Here is a 15,624-nt window from a genome sequence, read left to right on the forward strand (position 1 = left end):
AAACGGACATTCGTCCGGCTCGATCTCCTAACCGGTGCAGAGTGAGACTCTACGGGGAGCGCTTAGGCTCCCCGGTTTTTTTCCAACTTTTCTGCAAGGTCTACAAGCAAACGAACTCCATAACCGCTCGGTCCGTTGCCTATTTGAGTGCCCGAGGATTTTTTTCTCCAAGCTGTACCTGCGATATCGATATGTGCCCAATCGATCCCAGCATCTACGAATCTCTCTAGATACTTTCCTGCAGAAAGACTTCCTCCCGGACGACCCGCAATATTTCTGAGATCCGCGATATCGCTCTTTAGATCTTCGCCGTATTCGTCCCAGAGAGGTAGATTCCAGGTCCTTTCATCGGAAGAAGAGGAGGCATCGTCCAGAAGGGAACGCAGTTTGTCGGAATTACTCATGACTCCTGCCGCCTCATGTCCCAGAGAAATGATGATGGCTCCCGTTAGGGTCGCGAGATCGATCATATAATCCGGTTTGTACTTCTTTCCTATATAAGAAAGTACATCGCCTAAAACCAGTCTTCCTTCTGCATCCGTGTTCTGCACTTCTACAGTAAGTCCGTTATGGGCCGTATATACGTCCCCCGGTTTCAAAGCGGCAGCATCCGGCATATTCTCTGCGACTCCAATGGCGGCAATCACAGGCACAGACAGTCCTAACTCCGCAATCGCACCGATCGCGTGAATGACTGCAGCGGCCCCGCACATATCATATTTCATTTCGTGCATGTCTTGTGCGGGCTTGATACTGATCCCACCTGAATCGAAGGTAAGTCCTTTTCCGATCAATGCCAGTTTCTTTTTGGATTTAGGTTTGGGAGGATTGTATTCTAAGACGATCATCTTAGGTTTCTTATCAGAGCCTTGGGAAACGGCAAGGATGCCTCCCATTTTTTCTTTCTTGAGTTGAGGCTCGTCGAAGACAGTGATCTTCAATCCGTTTTCTTTCGCGATCTCTTTGGAGCGGGCAACAAATTCTTCCGGAGTAAAATGGTTTGCCGGAAGATGTGCGATATATCTGGCTCCGTTCACATATTTACTTACAGCTCTGGACTTGTCTAAGCCTGCCTTAGCGGATTTCTCCGCGCCGGGATCTTCTACCAAGAAAGTCACTGTGCCGAATTTCAGTTTTCTTTCTCTAAAGTCTTTTGCAAGAGCGTTGATCGGAAAGGCACCCAGATCGATTGAGTTTGCGATCTGATACACAAGAGTAGAAGGGGACAATGTTTTTGTTAAGAAGCGAGTGAGCTTGATTTCCAAGCCTACCGAATCCCATTTGCGGAGTTTCTCCCCGATAGTAAGGAATAGTTGAGCCACAGAGCGAATGCTTACCTTAGAAGGATCTCCCAACCCTAGGTAGATAATGCGCTCCGATTCATCGGTAAGACTTTGTCCTGCTTCTCCCGTGAAGATAGAGGAACGGATCTGGTCGGAAAACTTGGTTTCCAACTCTTTTGGAAGATTGTCTTTGGTTACCGGTATGATCTTGTAGATGTTCTTTGAGGAATTCTTTCCGATTGCAAAATTGATTTTGGATTTTTCTATCTTCATTTTTTATCTAGTGCCTTGATGTCTGCGAGTATTTCGTCCACATGTCCTTTCACGCTTACTTTTGGATAAACCTTCTGGATCTTTAGATCTGTCCCGATCAGGAAGGTGGTTCGAACGATCCCCATGAATTCCCTACCCATGAATTTTTTGAGCTGCCAGACTCCGTATGCCTCGCAGATGCTTCCGTCCTCATCCGCAAGAAGGGTAAAATTCAACTCCTGCTTTTCAATAAATTTCTGATGAGATTTGATCGAGTCCTTGGAAACCCCAACTACGTTATAGCCTTCCTTCTTTAACCTAGCGAAATTATCCCTAAAGTCGCAGGCTTCCGTGGTACAGCCCGGGGTTTGGTCCTTAGGATAAAAATATAATACCAGTCCCTTCTTTCCCGCCAGGTCCTTCAGGGAGACCTTTTTTCCTTCTTCGTTCACGCCTGTAAAACTGGGAGCCTTGGCACCCGCTTTTAAATTGCTCATACAGAAGACAAGAGACAGGGAACTCGGGAACTATACAAGATTTTTTGTTTTTCGAGCTAGCATAGGAGAGCGAAGAGGACTAAAAAGCCTTGCGAAATTCCAAAATCGACCGATAGTTTGGGTATGGATCCTAAGGAAAGAATGGAGCTCATCCGCCAGGGAAATCAGGCCTTTAACGAGGGTGATATTCGCAAGGCCAGAGAATGCTTTCTGAAAACAGAATATAAGGACGGGCTCATTCGCCTGGGAGATTATTTCATGTTTGAGAAAAAGCTCCCGATCCTCGCCTACGGATACTATAAAAAGGCAGGCTATCAAAGAAGGATTGATGAGATCTTCCAAAGAATGCTTTGGGCTCTGTCTCAATGGATCGGTCCGGACAAGTTCAAGGTCCAAGAGCCGGAAAGAAAGGCTCCCGATCCGGAAGATTTTATAGTGCATCCTATTCTTCGCCAGACTGCTCTGGATATTCTGAAGAAGAATGGAATGTCCGTTTAATCTAGGGAAGTACTTCTGCCAGTAAAGCTTTCCATTGTTCCATACACTCCGAAAATCCTATCCGCCACCCAGTCGAATACCGAAATCGGTAAGATCCCTTTTAACATATTAGAAAGATAGATCGTCCAGGGCAATAATACCCTAGCCTTTCCCTTTTTCATCGCACTCCAAACTTTAGAAACGACGTATTCGGGTTTCAGTATCGGAGTGAAGAGCATGGGCTTCACTCCCTGGAACATTCCCGTAGAGATATAAGAAGGATTCACCGTAGTCACTTTGATATGCTCATTTCCTGTTTGTACTAATTCCAAACGTAATGAGTCACTCCAACCGGTCAGGGCCCACTTCGAAGCGCAATAGACGCTCATCTTAGGGTTGGAGATCAAACCGGCTGCTGAAGAAATATTAACGATCCTACATTGGTTATCTCGATCGGATAGCATTTGAGGAAGGAGCAATCGAGTGATATACATAGGACCCAGGCAATTGACTGCGATCGTTCTGTCTATATCCGATTCGAGATCATGTTCCCAAAAATATTTTCCTCTCACGATCCCGGCATTATTAATGATGATATCAATTCTCTGTGCGTAGGATTTTAGTTTTGAGAGAGCCTTGCGGATCTGCTTTAGATCCGATATGTCTACGGTCTCTGTAAAGACCTTGGTTGTTCCAAAGGATAGTTCTTCCTTTAGCTTCTGCAATTTTTTTGTATCTATGTCCCAAAGCACTAACGCATCCGCTCTTTCTTGGACGGCGAGTTGAGCATATAACCGTCCCATGCCCATGGAAGCACCAGTGATCAGTAATCTTTTTCCTGCGACAGTCTTCATCATCTCTCCTCAGATATTGCCTCTACAGATTAGAAGGATTAGAATGGAAATCTTCCTTTTTTGATATTCCGGTCTCTGAGAATTATCAAGGACAATCGGGATAGCAGCGCATGTCGGATGATTTGACAAGACCTAATTCATCGATCTATGATCGAAATGAAAAGGGGATTGGTTATATGAAACGTATAATATTATTGTTAATAGTTTCGGTCATTGGTGTTTCGATTTACGCGCAAGGAGGCGGTTCCCGTAAATCTAGAATGGGCGGGCCGGGGAGTCCTTGTTTTGAAGATCGGGAAAAGTATTGTAAGGATATGGTCAAAGGCCAAGGAAGGGTGAGAGACTGCTTGATGGAGAATGTTGAAAAGCTCGCTCCTGCTTGTAAGGAACATTTGGAGAAAAGATGGGGGAAGAAAAAAACCTAACTGTTCGCAAAGGAACCTAAAATCATTACGTAAGAAGAATTATCCTATCTCAATTCGGAGGACTTGGCATTTTGTCATATTGGATCCTCCGAAATGTTTCCGAATAGAATCCTCAGTTTCCTAGTTTTCATTTCCCTTCTAATTCATTTTCAAACTTGTTCGCTTTCGGAAACAGAAAGAAAGAACGAATCGAATCTAAAGAATTCAGTATCAATGGAACGAGTCCGGGCCTCTACTTGGTCCCAGGATTTCTTCGCGATGATGAAATACATCCATCTCTACGATGAGATGCATCCGTTTATCTATAATCTGGAAGGAGGAAGAAAGAATACCGGACGCATTCTCTCCGTCTGGAAACCGGATGAGATCGCTGAAAGGATCCAATGGCTGCGGATCATGTCACCTCGGACCTTGATCATTCCTACTATCTTTCGTTGGGAGAATGATTTCGAGAAGGTTGCGGATGTAATTGGGCTGAACGGAAATACGAAAACTCGCGATTTTCATATCCAGTCCATCCTGAAAGAGGTGGAGAAATACGGCTACGACGGGATAGACATCGACTATGAAGGAATGACCTGCGAGAAGAAGGAAGCATTTCAGGAATTCTTAATATTGCTTCGGGACGAACTTCATAAGCGGGGAAAGTTGCTCTCCGTCGCCATTCATCCTAAGACCCTTGCGGAAAAGCCTTCCGTTTATTCTTGCAAAGGATTGAAATCTCCCATCCAGGTGGATTTTTACGAAGCATATAGAGGACAGCTTACTCACGATTATGAGTTCTTAGGAAAGGTCGCAGATAAGGTAAAGATCATGGCCTACGAACTTCATCCTCGCAAGAACGGATTTCCTGGGCCAGGACCGCAAGCTCCCGATTGGTGGATCGATAGGATCCTAGAGTATGCTTCGGGTAGAATTCCGAATGAGAAATTGTACATGGCAATTCCTACTTACGGATACGATTGGCCTCTGAACTGCGATATAGACTCTAAATCGGTATATTATTCTAGAGCAAAATGGATCCAGGATAAGATGCTTCCCCGAAAAGAAGAACCGACGGATATACTGGAGATCTTTAAGACTCAACCTAAATTAGGGGACTGGAAATACCTAAGACCATATTTATATAGACACGAAGGACATGTGTATTCGGATCCTTCTCTTTGGTATAGAATGGGTGGCTGTGATCGAGTAGCCTTCTACATGAATCGCTCCGCTTTCGAGGCCAAAATGAAAATATTAGAGAAATATAAAATTCGCGGATTTTCTTTTTGGCAGTTGATCGAAGACAATGATCCTGAGATCAATAGATATCTAGAGGAAAAATTGGGAGAAGGGAAATAAATCCCAACCACTCCCATTGTAGTCAGTCCTCCGTCTCGATCTTATTTTTCCAAATTAACCCGTGCCTTATCCGTCCATTGTGACGGCTCATGTCCATAGATTACTCTAAGCCGGGGAAACTTTTGGGCAAAAGCTCGCATCTTCGACAAGGTTTCTAAGCTTTTTTTTCTGTCGACCGTCGCTCCGGGAGGCACGCCATTTTGGAATCCGGCTTTTAAATGAGAAGAATCGAAAGTAAATAGGATCGGGCCGCCAACCGAGTTCAACAAGACCGCGATTTCTCCTTCGGTATGTCCATGCGCCGAAACGATCCAGACCGAGCCGTCACCATAAAGATCGTAAACTTGTCCGAGTATAGGCATATCTATAAATCCAGATTTGGGTAGAGTGGAAACTTCGAAATCGAACGAGAGTGCCTTGTGAGAGTAACCGTGGAATACTGCGAAGTTTCTACCAGCGTCGCGTGCTTCTTCCTCAGAAAGTAAAACTCGGATCGGTCCTCTTTTTCTTAGAGCCTCCATACCTCCTATATGATCCCAATGAAGATGCGAAGCTAAGACAAAGTCAAGATCCGTATTAGGAATATTTAATTCGTCCAATTGACTCGCTGTGTCCCTACCTTTTTCCGATTTACATTGTATATTAAAAAGAGGGCCGATAAGGCTGAAATCGCATCGGTTTTCAGTGTCGATACTCGGTACTCCCGAATCCAAAAGAAAATACCCTCTCCTCGGGTGCTTGACCAGATAGCTAAGCGACGGGACCCACTGCTCCTTTTTTTGATCCTCCGGAGTCTTAGGATCCTTTGCGTCGATAAGGATGGCAGGACCAGTAAGAACATACCCGGTCAACAATGCCGTAATTTCCAAACGGGTCGGTTTGGAAAAGACCTCTTCCCAAGTTTTGGGCGTGTGGTCTCTTGTGGCATCTTTACTCCAACTTTTGGCATCTTTTTTTAAAGGGGCTCCTAAAAAGCAATTCGCACAAATTGACAGATAGATTGTGAAAAAAGCCCAGAAAAATATTCTTTGGCGGTGTTTATGCATTTGATTTCCCTCGATTTTAGAAAAATAGATTTTCGAATCTTGAGTAAGAAGGATACAAGGATGGCGAGAGATCGCTTGGGACTTTTGTTCCACCAAAACTAAAAAAAGCGCGCAATGGAATTCACTAACGAAGTATTCAGGGCTATCAAACTAAGCATTTTCTCTTCCTTAGAGGAAGAGGCATACTTACCTCTTTTAAAGTGCGGCAGAATGGTAAAGTTAAGGGCCGGCCATATCGTGGAAAGAAAGGAGGGGGATCCCGAATACGCAGGGTTAGTAGTATCGGGTTTTTTTAGAATGTATTTATTTTCGGGATCGGGACGTCAGACTACAGTCCGTTATACGAAACAAGGTGATATGATGGGCATCGTGGGTGCCTTAGTTCCGGAACCGAAAAGCGGGCGACCGGAAGATACATTTGTACAGGCTCTCACAGATTCGGAAATACTTGCGATTTCGTTTTCCGATTTGCGATATTATGGAAAGAAGTCAGCGAAGTTAGGCTGGCTATTTGCTGAAGAATGTGCCGAAAGGGTTTTCGCGGCATTAAGGGAATTGTACGGGGCCAGTTTTACGAGCGTTAGGCAAAGGCTGGCGAAACATTTGCTTTTGAATGCCACTAGTGATATGGAGCCTCCTTTTCTTTCCGTAAGGCTTTCCCAGCAAAGTCTTGCGGATTCGATAGGGACAGTCCGAGAAGTGATCGTCAGAGAATTAAGAGGCTTAAAGAAAGAAGGCTTTGTATCCAGTAACGGAAGCAGGATTACGATTCTGGATCCGATCGGCTTATACAATCTTTCCGAAGAGGGTTATTAAAGAAGATATATTATTCCTTCATGATGCTTCCGGAGATGATGAGCTTCTGGATCTCGCTTGTTCCTCCACCAATTTCGCCGAGCCTTACGTCTCTATATAAACGAGAAACCTTGTATTCATCCATAAAACCGGCGCCTCCATGGATCTGGACGGCAAGATTCGTTACTTCTCTCGCGGCAGTGGTGGCGAATAGTTTGCAAGCGGCGCATTTACCGGCGAGACTCATATTTCCTTTTCCTTCCTGATCACTTTTTTCCATTTCCCAAGCCACATTGTATGTCAGCCATTTGGCCGCTTCATATTTGGAGTAGATCTCTGCGAGCATAAAGGCCACTCCTTGGTGTTGGGAGATGGATTTACCAAAACTCTTTCTGGTGGAAGAAAATGCCTTGGACTCGTCCAAGCATGCCTTCATGACCCCGAGAGAATAAGCGGCCAAGGAGAGTCGCTCCGCATTGAAGGTTTGCATGGTCTGACGAAAACCTTTACCCAGTTTTCCTAATATATTTTCTTCCGGGATCTCGACATCTTCGAAGAACAAGGCTCCCGTAGGAGATGCCTTGAGTCCCATCTTATCCATAGGAGCGGATCTAGAGACTCCTTTGCTATGCAGGTCCAGAATGAAATGAGTGAGTCCTTTTTCTTTTCCGGATTCATCCTGGGTCCTTGCTAGGACCAGGCAATAGTCTGCATTCGGTGCGTTTGTGATATACGTCTTTTGGCCGGAAAGAATATAACGATCCGATCCCGTTTTTCTAGCGAGAGAGGAAACTGCGGAAACGTCGGAGCCTCCGTCGGGTTCGGTTACTCCTAAGGAGCCGATCTTCTTTCCGGTGATGATATCCGGCAGGTATTTTGCCTTTTGTTCCGAGGTGCCAAAATGTTTCAGAGGAAGCCCGAATAAACCGGCTGAAGCACCAGCACTAAAAAAAGTAGAACCGCAAAATTCGGAAACGATCTCCATAGCAAGAGTGCTTAGGAAAAGTCCTGCGCTTTGTCCGCCATATTCGTCTTCGTGTAGAAGTCCTAGGTATCCTGCTTCTCCAAGCTTAGTATAATGAGATCTTGGGAACTCCTTCTTCTTATCTGCTTCTTCCGCGTAGGGATGAATTTCCTTTTTACAAAAATTACGAAAGGATCCAGTGAACTCTTGTTCATCTGGAGAAAGGTTGAAATCCATATTGGTCCTCTATAATGCTGCTAAGCTTGGAAATCTTTTGACTAAGGCAAGAAGAATTCTGTAAACGAGGACCGAATACTGTTCGGATCGATCTAAAGTCTGTTTTCGATTATTTGCCCTTAAACACTGCATTCCTTTTTTCTAAGAAAGAACGTACTCCTTCCTGGCCGTCCGGAGATCTCAGGTTTTCGATCGTAATAGAGAATAATTCGGAGATTGCCGGAGCTTGGCCTTCTTCTAAAGCCTTTCTTGCATTTGCGATGCTTGCTTGTACTGCAAGGGGAGCTTGGGCGGAGATCTTTTCTGCAAGTTCGAAAGCTCTTGGGAGAAGATCCTTTTTAGGTAGGACTTCCTGCACGATCCCCATGCGGTAGGCTTCTTTCGCATCGAAGCTATCTCCTGTAAGGATATATTTCATTGCATTTCCCCAACCGGCTGTCCTGACGAAACGAACTGTGGCTCCTCCGAAGGGAGGGATTCCTCTTTGTACTTCCATTTGCGCAAAGACTGTCTTTTCTGCGGCGAGGCCTATATCGCAGGCAAGTAAGAGTTCAATACCTAACGTTAGACAAAATCCATGGACCGCACAGATCACAGGCTTCTTACGGATCCTTCCGGTTCCTCCAGTATCCCAAGGATTGATGCTTTTTGGTGGGAAAAGGTTTTCTCCTCTTTCTAAAAGCGTGTTCGCTACTTCCTGAAGTTCCAATCCGAAGGTGAAATGCAAACCGTTTGCATGGATTACTGCACATCTCGCTTCCGTATCGTCCTCATACTTTGTAAGGGCATCACATAGCTCGAAGATCATCTGAGTGTTCATCGCGTTCCTTTCACTTGGGCGATTCAGAATGATGGAAAATACGGGTCCTTTCTTTTCGGTAAGAATATAAGCATACGATGTCATAGACCTTCTCCTTGATGAGTGACAGGGACTTATCCTTGCAGATCGTATCTTTCCTGTCTTTAGTTTTTCAAAATTTGATATCAAACAAGTAGTTTTGATCCGAAACAGACGATCGGTTTTGTTGTGCTTACGCTTTCGCAAGAGCTTACAGATCCTGTTTCGTTTCCAACATAAGGAGCTGGTGCTTTCTATCGATTGTCCGATATGCGACCGAATTCTTACCGAACACCGGTTTTTTAGGCATATTAGGAGAGTTGACAGCTTGCAGGAGTAGAGGATAAAGCCTTTCTAAATGCAGAATTTGTCGATATCCATCCCTACTTGGTTATCCGATCATCCGATCTTATGGGTTCCAGTCTCTTTCTCTATTTTCGGAACGTATTTGGGGCCCCTTCTTTTCATAGGACAGAACGTATTAGAAAGGAAGACCGCTTTAAATCGACTTCTTTCGCTTTTATTTATTTGCTTAGGGTTATTGCAGGCTAGCGGACTTTGCTTTATCTTCGGACTGTATTCCCTTCCTCATTTGATTCTATTACATATTCCTGTTTTAGGTTCGATTGGGCCGATCTTATACGGGATCCATAGGATCATACAGAATTCGGAAGTGGAAAAGTCGGCTTTCGGTCTGAGCGCAAAACACGCAATTCTTCCTGCGATCATTTGGTTTTTCTTTCTTCTGAGCTTTCTTCCCGATACGGAGAAGATCCGAAACGGAATATTGGTCTTTGCGAGCGAAGTCAGAACATACGATCTCGTATTTTACATTCCTCTAATCATATTGGCCGGTTATATACTCGGGCTCTTAAGAGGGACCAGGATCCTTTTTAAACTTGGGGTCCTGAAAGAAGAATGGACCGCAAGGGTTCTACTCTATATTATCATTGCGACGATCGTGAACCATTCCATTGGGGCCTTCTTCTTGGTGGGAAAGAATTCCATCTTTCTCTTGATCAGTGCTTCTATGATGGCCTTAAGTCTCTGTATTTCCTATTTGATCGGTAGAAGATACCCTGCTTATTTCCAGAACTTACAAGAGGTAGCCAGGGTCACGAATCAGAAATACGCAAGATCCTTATTGCAGGGAATGGACATCCAAGTCCTGAGAGAGAATCTATTGCAGACCATGGAGAGAGAGAAATTGTTTCAGGACGAAGACTTGAGCCTTGCAAGTCTCGCGGATGAATTGGGGCTTTCTTCTCACCAGCTTTCCGAATTGATCAATCAGGAAATGGGGAAGAATTTCTCGGTTTTCGTAAATGAGTATCGCATCAAGGAAGCATGTCGCCTTCTTCAGGAAAAAGAAGATAGATCGATCCTGGATATCGCCTACGAAGTAGGGTTTCGGAGTAAAACATCCTTTCACAGGGCGTTTACGAAACAAGTGGGAGTTCCGCCCTCGGAATTTAGGGAAAAAAGGCCTAAGTAGCTGTCCCAGAATATCATTTAATACCGATGGGCCGGTTTCGGTTTATAGAATGGAACGACCGGAATTCCGATCCGAGTATAATAGATCTTACTTGAGTGCATCGGAGTTATCAATGGGTTCCTTAGTGTTAGAGAGAAGATTGTCGGCGGAAAGAATTCCCGACAAAGAGAAAACGAAACGTATTATTAAATGGATCCGATATTCGGATGCAAAGCTGAGAAAGAAATTCTCCTTCTTGAAATACCAAAATGCGATCGGCTTTGGGATCACGATCGGTTCCGCGGGAGGAATGATACTTCTCGGTACATTGTACGTGATAGGCTTGATCCCTTTCTGGGCCTGTATTATCGGGAACGGTATCTTGGCTTCTTTTCTGCATGAGATGGAGCACGATCTTATCCATAGCATCTACTTTAAAGAGAGTCCTAAGATGCAGAATTTCCTATTCTGGATGGTTTGGCTGTTCCGAGCAAACACTGTCAATCCATGGTTTAGAAAAGAGATCCATCTTCTTCATCATAAACTTTCCGGAAACAAGGAAGACATAGAAGAAAGGTTTATCAGTAACGGAATGCCTTGGGGGCTTAGAAGGATCTTAGTAATGATAGATCCTATTATGGCTGTGGCTTTGCAAGGCCCTCGGATCCGTAAAGATGCGATCTACTATTTGAAGAAGATCAAATCTTCTCCGATTAAAGGGCCTTACAGGTCCATCTTTCTTTTGCTCTGGTATTCCTTCTTGGTTTGGGGTCTTTTCTCCTTGGTCAATTTAGCCTTGGGAAATCCGATCCAAGAAACGGGTGTCGCTGCGAGCATTCACCATTTCTTAAATACCGCTGCCGTAGTGTATTTGATCCCTTGTTGGTTGAGACAAACTTCTATCCAGATCGTTTCTTCCAATATGCATTATTACGGAGACGTAAAGAGCTTATACCAGCAGACGCAAGTACTGGATTCATGGTGGGTTCTTCCTTTGCATTTGTTCTGCTTTAATTTTGGAGCGACTCACGGGATCCATCATTTCGTGGTGACCCAACCATTCTATTTAAGACAAGCAGTTGCTCCTAAGGTTAGGCCTATCCTTAAGAAGTACGGGGTACGTTTTAACGATTTCGAGAGTATGACAAGGGCAAATCGGTATGAAAAAGAGGTTGAATCGATTCCTGCTACCGCGTAGATTAATACACGGGTATACATGCAGAATTTGCAAGAACCGGAAGAGCTTAAGACAAATTTCCTCCGCTCCTTAGACCAAGCGGAGGCAAATTTTTGGTTATACGATCGTTCATCCTCCATGAATTTCAGCGTAATGCTGGAGGGAGAAGGTACCTTCTCCGAAGAACAATTTCGCAAAGGCTTGGATCGTGTACAGTCCAAGCATGTACTTGCCAAGGCACAAATCTTAAAACAAACGGGAGAAGACTCCCATCTTTATTTCGCTCGGTCTGAAAAGAAGATACCGATCCAAAAGGAAACGTATTCTTCCGACTGGAAGACGAGACTCGCAAAAGAAACGATCCGACTTTTCTCTCTAGAAGATGCTCCTCTTATCCGTGCGATTTTATATGAGTCGGAAGATTCCAGATTTGCGTTAGGTATCATATTCCATCATAGTATTTCAGATGGTCGTTCCGGTTGCCATTTCCTCTTGGATGTTATGAAGTCCAGTTTTTCGGAAGAGAGTTCAGATGTTCCCAAAGAACCAATCGAATTCTCTTCTCTTATGGACTTATATCCTGCGGAGGAGTTGTATAAGAGCGACAAGAAGAATGAAAAGCCTCTTTTAGTTCCTCAATTTATGAGAAAGAGCGGAGAAGCGGATCCAGAGATCGTGAGTCTTTCTCTGGACGAAGATCAGCTTTCTTCTTTGATCCAAAACGTGAAACAGAAAGGAATGTCTGTGCATGGATTTTTAGGAGCAGTGCAGGTGACTGCCTTTTCTAAATTCTTTCCGAAATACCAAGAAGGAGTTTTGTATCTATCTACTCCTGTGGATCTTCGTCCTTACTTGAGTCATTCTATTCCGGATTCCGCTCTTGGGCTGTATATTTCCTTGTTCACGACAATCGTCGATCTTAGGGATTCGTTCCAAGAGAAGGCAATGACGGTCATTAAGGATATCAAGGCTAGACTTGCGAAACGTGAGGGTAGAGCTTTTTACGAACTTCTTCCGTCTCCCGAACAATTCTTGGAAAGAGAAGATGGGATGAGGGTATTCAATTCTCTTATGGTGCGCAATCCTCAGTCGAGTGTGATCAGTAATGTGGGGATCATACCGGACCTGAAGCTCGAAGGCCTGAAGATAAACGAGCTTTCCTTTACCGTCCATCCCGCCTTGACCCAAAAACTTTTCACCACTGTTACCACATTCCAAAATAGAATGACCATTAATATGAACTTCGATCGCACTCGCTGGAAGGCGGAGGACGTGGATCTATTTGTTTCTTCTTTCGAGGAAGCTTTGTACAAGAATTCCGGTCTGAGTCGGTAATTTGTAGGAACTCTTTGTAAGCGGCGCAGAGAGCCCCCGCCCGAGTTCGGGTGGGGGGAGTGGCCCGTGGGTTTGCTCGCCTTGTTTATCACAAATTCCCGTTATTCGCAAGCCTTTTTATTTCGGCGTTTTCATGTGGGAACTATTTGGATGAGTGTTGATCGCTTTAGATCAAAATGGAAGGATTCTCTTTCTGTTCGGAAAGACTCTTCTTCCCAAAACCCAACCTACGATCAGAAATACTAATCCAAGAGCAGAAACAGAATTTAGTAGAAAATTGGATTGTGCTTCCGCCAAGATCGGGATCTGAAGAAGGAGACCTGCCAATATTACGATCGTGTGGATCTCTGCGAGTTTGGATTTTTCTTCCGAAAGGTAATTTCCCAGTCCTCCTCCCGTAAAAAAGGCCAAGGCTCCGAAAATGGCCCCGATCCTTCCTAGGTAGATGGATTCAAGTGCGAAAGGAGATATATTATAATAATTGAATATATCTGCCAAAGGCCTGAGGAACAGGAATAACAGGGATAATATTCCGATATAGCGATGGGTTCTGAGTCTTGTTTTTGGAGAAAATTCCAAGGTCAAAGAGTCTTAATTTCGATTTCCACTGACTACGGGGATTCGTTCATTTTCGGGTAATAGGCTGACCACAGGAGCATCCGGAAGTATTTCCGGAGCGGTAAATCCTTTTGAACCGTGTCTGGGTTTGGTATTTTTGAAATAAAAATACATCGGGACGCTGAGGAGAGTAAATCCAAGTCCCCATAATGCTTCAGCAGGTCTACTCCATACAAGACTTGAGATAATTAGAATATTAAAAAGTATGTATAAATATGTGGAGTAAGGGTATCCAGGGATCTTAAATTCCGTTTTCAAATGTTTTTTTTCAAAGATGATCGGGGTGTAGGCGGTGATTGTGGCTAGTAAAAGAGTCGAACAAGTGATCAGGTAGAGCAATGACTCGATCTCTTTTACAAAGCAGAATAGACATGCGTATGCAAATTGAAAAACCAGGGACTTGTAGGGGCTATGATACTTCGGATGCAATTTGGACATGCTTGGGAAGAAGAATCCGTCTCTTGCCATTGCGAAGTATATTCTAGAGCCTCCGATGATATAGGCGGAAATTCCACCCATAAATACCCAACAGATAAACGCGGTAACGAGTAATTTTACTTCCTTCCCGAATAGGAATCCAGCGGCAGTCACTCCGATCTTCTCGTCGCCTGCGAGTAATTGGCTAGGTGCTGAGCTTAAATATAAGAAGTTTATTAAAACATAAAGTAGGGTTACTAAGGAGCAGGAGATGAGCACAGACTTGTATATGTTTTTGTCCGGATCCTTGACTTCTTCTGCCACGTAAGTGATCATATTCCATCCCAAATAGGAAAATGTGACAGGGATAACGCCCGCTAATAGGAAACCCCATTCTTTAGGTTCAGAAGGGATCAAGGAGAAGGATTCGAAATTTCCCACATCATAGTTCCCTATCGTTAATCCTAAGACTACGAACGCGACTAAACCTAAGATCTTAAAAGTAGTAAAGAAGTTCTGGATCCTGGAAGCGATTCCTATTCCAAAGAAATTCACGATCGTAAAGAATAGAATCGTAGAGATCCCGATGATTTGCGCATTTCCTAAGGAGAAGGTGATCCCAAGGAACTTCGCTTCTATATAATAAAAATCTAAAGCTGGAGCAAGTAAGGACAAAAGTGTCTTAGAGAAAGCGATTGCAGAAAGCGAAATGGATGCGGAGAAGTTTACGGAGAGAGATAGCCATCCGCTCGAAAAGGCTACGATAGGGGAGTAGGCTTCTTTTAAATAAACGTAATCTCCTCCCGCATAAGGGAAGATGCTCGCCGATTTTGCATAACTCATCGCGCCGGCTACCGCTAAAAATCCCCCCAAGATCCAGCAGAATAGAGCGAGATTCGGGTTTGGGATCTGGCTAAGAATGTAGCCTGTGGTGATAAAAACTCCCGGTCCCACCATCGAACTAAACATAAGGGAGATGGAATCATAGAGATTAAGGGAGCGTTGGAGTTTCATTGGAGATTTTGGTCAAAATGAGTCGTTTCCGTTCGTTCACAAGACTTTTTCAGTGTTGTTTTTTTGTGGCCCCCACCCGGGGCTTGGGTGGGGGGAGCGGTTCGTGGGAGTGATCCTTGCGAATCCCCATATCACATCAAGGCCTCTCTTACAACGAACTTCGTGTTTTAGCGCGGAATTCTGATTACCAGTGCGCGTTTCCTTCTTCTTGCTCGCTGATCACTTTTACAGTAAAATATTATGATTTTATAATATTATTCTTCTATGTCCCCAAGCCTTAGGATCGCTTTTGCGGAGCGTTCCTTATTTTTGCATTATGTCGCATTAGCGGATCTTCTCTTGATGCAATCAGTTCTGAAAGTTGGTAAAAAATCTATAAAAACGGTTTGACTGGTCGGGCCGATTTTGTATTTTGGTCTTCTGGCTGTTTTTACTGCCAGTAACTGAAGCCCTTTGAAAGGAACGGCATTTGCCCTTCCGATCGGGAGCCGAAGGAAAAAATAGTTCTTTTACAACTTAATAACTGCGAATGAGAAATTAAATTTTTTATTAGCTGAGATTGATGTAAGGTGATGAG

Annotated in this window: 15 protein-coding genes; 7 read left to right on the forward strand and 8 right to left on the reverse strand. The window is 44.2% G+C overall.

Features of this window, described 5'->3' with window-relative positions:
• Window positions 1–62: 62 nt before the first annotated feature.
• Together EHO57_RS16055 and bcp are read right to left on the reverse strand one after the other, a co-directional pair.
• Window positions 63–1,556: a leucyl aminopeptidase gene (locus EHO57_RS16055; RefSeq protein ID WP_135645736.1), complete on the reverse strand. Its 1,494-nt coding sequence runs from the start codon at window positions 1,554–1,556 to the stop codon at window positions 63–65.
• Window positions 1,553–2,032: a thioredoxin-dependent thiol peroxidase gene (bcp, locus tag EHO57_RS16060; RefSeq protein WP_135645735.1), complete on the reverse strand. Its 480-nt coding sequence runs from the start codon at window positions 2,030–2,032 to the stop codon at window positions 1,553–1,555. Before bcp ends, EHO57_RS16055 begins: the two co-directional genes overlap by 4 nt.
• Before the next feature lie 123 nt (window positions 2,033–2,155).
• Between bcp and EHO57_RS16065 the strand changes: the two genes are divergently transcribed.
• Complete coding sequence (locus EHO57_RS16065; protein WP_135645734.1) at window positions 2,156–2,530, forward strand: hypothetical protein; 375 nt, start codon at window positions 2,156–2,158, stop codon at window positions 2,528–2,530.
• Here the strand turns inward: EHO57_RS16065 and EHO57_RS16070 are convergent.
• A complete protein-coding gene (locus EHO57_RS16070; protein WP_246050740.1) occupies window positions 2,527–3,366 on the reverse strand; it encodes an SDR family oxidoreductase in 840 nt (279 codons plus the stop codon). The genes EHO57_RS16065 and EHO57_RS16070 overlap by 4 nt on opposite strands.
• Window positions 3,367–3,539: 173 nt before the next feature.
• Between EHO57_RS16070 and EHO57_RS16075 the strand changes: the two genes are divergently transcribed.
• Together EHO57_RS16075 and EHO57_RS16080 are read left to right on the forward strand one after the other, a co-directional pair.
• Complete coding sequence (locus tag EHO57_RS16075) at window positions 3,540–3,788, forward strand: cysteine rich repeat-containing protein (RefSeq protein WP_135645733.1); 249 nt, start codon at window positions 3,540–3,542, stop codon at window positions 3,786–3,788.
• Between the two features lie 213 nt (window positions 3,789–4,001).
• Window positions 4,002–5,132, forward strand: a complete 1,131-nt coding sequence (locus tag EHO57_RS16080; protein WP_425460797.1) for a glycosyl hydrolase family 18 protein — start codon at window positions 4,002–4,004, stop codon at window positions 5,130–5,132.
• Window positions 5,133–5,173: 41 nt separating this feature from the next.
• Here the strand turns inward: EHO57_RS16080 and EHO57_RS16085 are convergent, their stop codons facing one another.
• Entirely contained in the window at window positions 5,174–6,178 is a 1,005-nt protein-coding gene (locus tag EHO57_RS16085) for an MBL fold metallo-hydrolase (protein WP_135645731.1), read from the reverse strand.
• Between the two features lie 114 nt (window positions 6,179–6,292).
• On the opposite strand from EHO57_RS16085, the gene EHO57_RS16090 reads away from it, so the two are divergent.
• A complete protein-coding gene (locus EHO57_RS16090; protein ID WP_135645730.1) occupies window positions 6,293–6,994 on the forward strand; it encodes a Crp/Fnr family transcriptional regulator in 702 nt (233 codons plus the stop codon).
• A 10-nt stretch (window positions 6,995–7,004) separates the two neighbouring features.
• Here EHO57_RS16090 and EHO57_RS16095 read toward each other — a convergent pair whose 3' ends face one another.
• Both EHO57_RS16095 and EHO57_RS16100 read right to left on the reverse strand, forming a co-directional pair.
• Window positions 7,005–8,174, reverse strand: a complete 1,170-nt coding sequence (locus tag EHO57_RS16095; protein ID WP_135645729.1) for an acyl-CoA dehydrogenase family protein — start codon at window positions 8,172–8,174, stop codon at window positions 7,005–7,007.
• 109 nt (window positions 8,175–8,283) lie between these two features.
• On the reverse strand, window positions 8,284–9,078 hold the full coding sequence (locus EHO57_RS16100; protein WP_135645728.1) for a crotonase/enoyl-CoA hydratase family protein: 795 nt from the start codon (window positions 9,076–9,078) through the stop codon (window positions 8,284–8,286).
• Window positions 9,079–9,370: 292 nt separating this feature from the next.
• Between EHO57_RS16100 and EHO57_RS16105 the strand changes: the two genes are divergently transcribed.
• The 3 genes from EHO57_RS16105 to EHO57_RS16115 all read left to right on the forward strand — a co-directional run bounded on the left by EHO57_RS16105 (window position 9,371) and on the right by EHO57_RS16115 (window position 12,998).
• Window positions 9,371–10,507 carry a helix-turn-helix domain-containing protein gene (locus EHO57_RS16105; RefSeq protein WP_135645727.1) on the forward strand — a complete coding sequence of 379 codons (1,137 nt, stop codon included), beginning with the start codon at window positions 9,371–9,373 and terminating at the stop codon, window positions 10,505–10,507.
• 112 nt (window positions 10,508–10,619) lie between these two features.
• Window positions 10,620–11,684 carry a fatty acid desaturase gene (locus EHO57_RS16110; protein WP_135645726.1) on the forward strand — a complete coding sequence of 355 codons (1,065 nt, stop codon included), beginning with the start codon at window positions 10,620–10,622 and terminating at the stop codon, window positions 11,682–11,684.
• A gap of 18 nt (window positions 11,685–11,702) precedes the next feature.
• Complete coding sequence (locus EHO57_RS16115) at window positions 11,703–12,998, forward strand: condensation domain-containing protein (protein ID WP_135645725.1); 1,296 nt, start codon at window positions 11,703–11,705, stop codon at window positions 12,996–12,998.
• A gap of 171 nt (window positions 12,999–13,169) precedes the next feature.
• Here EHO57_RS16115 and EHO57_RS16120 read toward each other — a convergent pair whose 3' ends face one another.
• The gene (locus EHO57_RS16120; protein ID WP_246050741.1) at window positions 13,170–13,496 is read right to left on the reverse strand and encodes a hypothetical protein; all 327 of its coding nucleotides are present in this window, start codon (window positions 13,494–13,496) and stop codon (window positions 13,170–13,172) included.
• 93 nt (window positions 13,497–13,589) lie between these two features.
• The gene (locus tag EHO57_RS16125; protein ID WP_135645723.1) at window positions 13,590–15,047 is read right to left on the reverse strand and encodes an APC family permease; all 1,458 of its coding nucleotides are present in this window, start codon (window positions 15,045–15,047) and stop codon (window positions 13,590–13,592) included.
• Between the last annotated feature and the right edge of the window lie 577 nt (window positions 15,048–15,624).

The sequence above is a fragment of the Leptospira langatensis genome (assembly GCF_004770615.1).
GTDB lineage: Bacteria > Spirochaetota > Leptospiria > Leptospirales > Leptospiraceae > Leptospira_B > Leptospira_B langatensis.

Excerpts from the sequence above, each read along its gene's own strand:
- EHO57_RS16055 (WP_135645736.1), bottom strand. The coding sequence starts at position 1,556 with ATGAAGATAGAAAAATCCAAAATCAATTTTGCAATCGGAAAGAATTCC.
- bcp (WP_135645735.1), bottom strand. The coding sequence starts at position 2,032 with ATGAGCAATTTAAAAGCGGGTGCCAAGGCTCCCAGTTTTACAGGCGTG.
- EHO57_RS16065 (WP_135645734.1), top strand. The coding sequence starts at position 2,156 with ATGGATCCTAAGGAAAGAATGGAGCTCATCCGCCAGGGAAATCAGGCC.
- EHO57_RS16070 (WP_246050740.1), bottom strand. The coding sequence starts at position 3,366 with ATGATGAAGACTGTCGCAGGAAAAAGATTACTGATCACTGGTGCTTCC.
- EHO57_RS16075 (WP_135645733.1), top strand. The coding sequence starts at position 3,540 with ATGAAACGTATAATATTATTGTTAATAGTTTCGGTCATTGGTGTTTCG.
- EHO57_RS16080 (WP_425460797.1), top strand. The coding sequence starts at position 4,002 with ATGGAACGAGTCCGGGCCTCTACTTGGTCCCAGGATTTCTTCGCGATG.
- EHO57_RS16085 (WP_135645731.1), bottom strand. The coding sequence starts at position 6,178 with ATGCATAAACACCGCCAAAGAATATTTTTCTGGGCTTTTTTCACAATC.
- EHO57_RS16090 (WP_135645730.1), top strand. The coding sequence starts at position 6,293 with ATGGAATTCACTAACGAAGTATTCAGGGCTATCAAACTAAGCATTTTC.
- EHO57_RS16095 (WP_135645729.1), bottom strand. The coding sequence starts at position 8,174 with ATGGATTTCAACCTTTCTCCAGATGAACAAGAGTTCACTGGATCCTTT.
- EHO57_RS16100 (WP_135645728.1), bottom strand. The coding sequence starts at position 9,078 with ATGACATCGTATGCTTATATTCTTACCGAAAAGAAAGGACCCGTATTT.
- EHO57_RS16105 (WP_135645727.1), top strand. The coding sequence starts at position 9,371 with ATGCAGAATTTGTCGATATCCATCCCTACTTGGTTATCCGATCATCCG.
- EHO57_RS16110 (WP_135645726.1), top strand. The coding sequence starts at position 10,620 with ATGGGTTCCTTAGTGTTAGAGAGAAGATTGTCGGCGGAAAGAATTCCC.
- EHO57_RS16115 (WP_135645725.1), top strand. The coding sequence starts at position 11,703 with ATGCAGAATTTGCAAGAACCGGAAGAGCTTAAGACAAATTTCCTCCGC.
- EHO57_RS16125 (WP_135645723.1), bottom strand. The coding sequence starts at position 15,047 with ATGAAACTCCAACGCTCCCTTAATCTCTATGATTCCATCTCCCTTATG.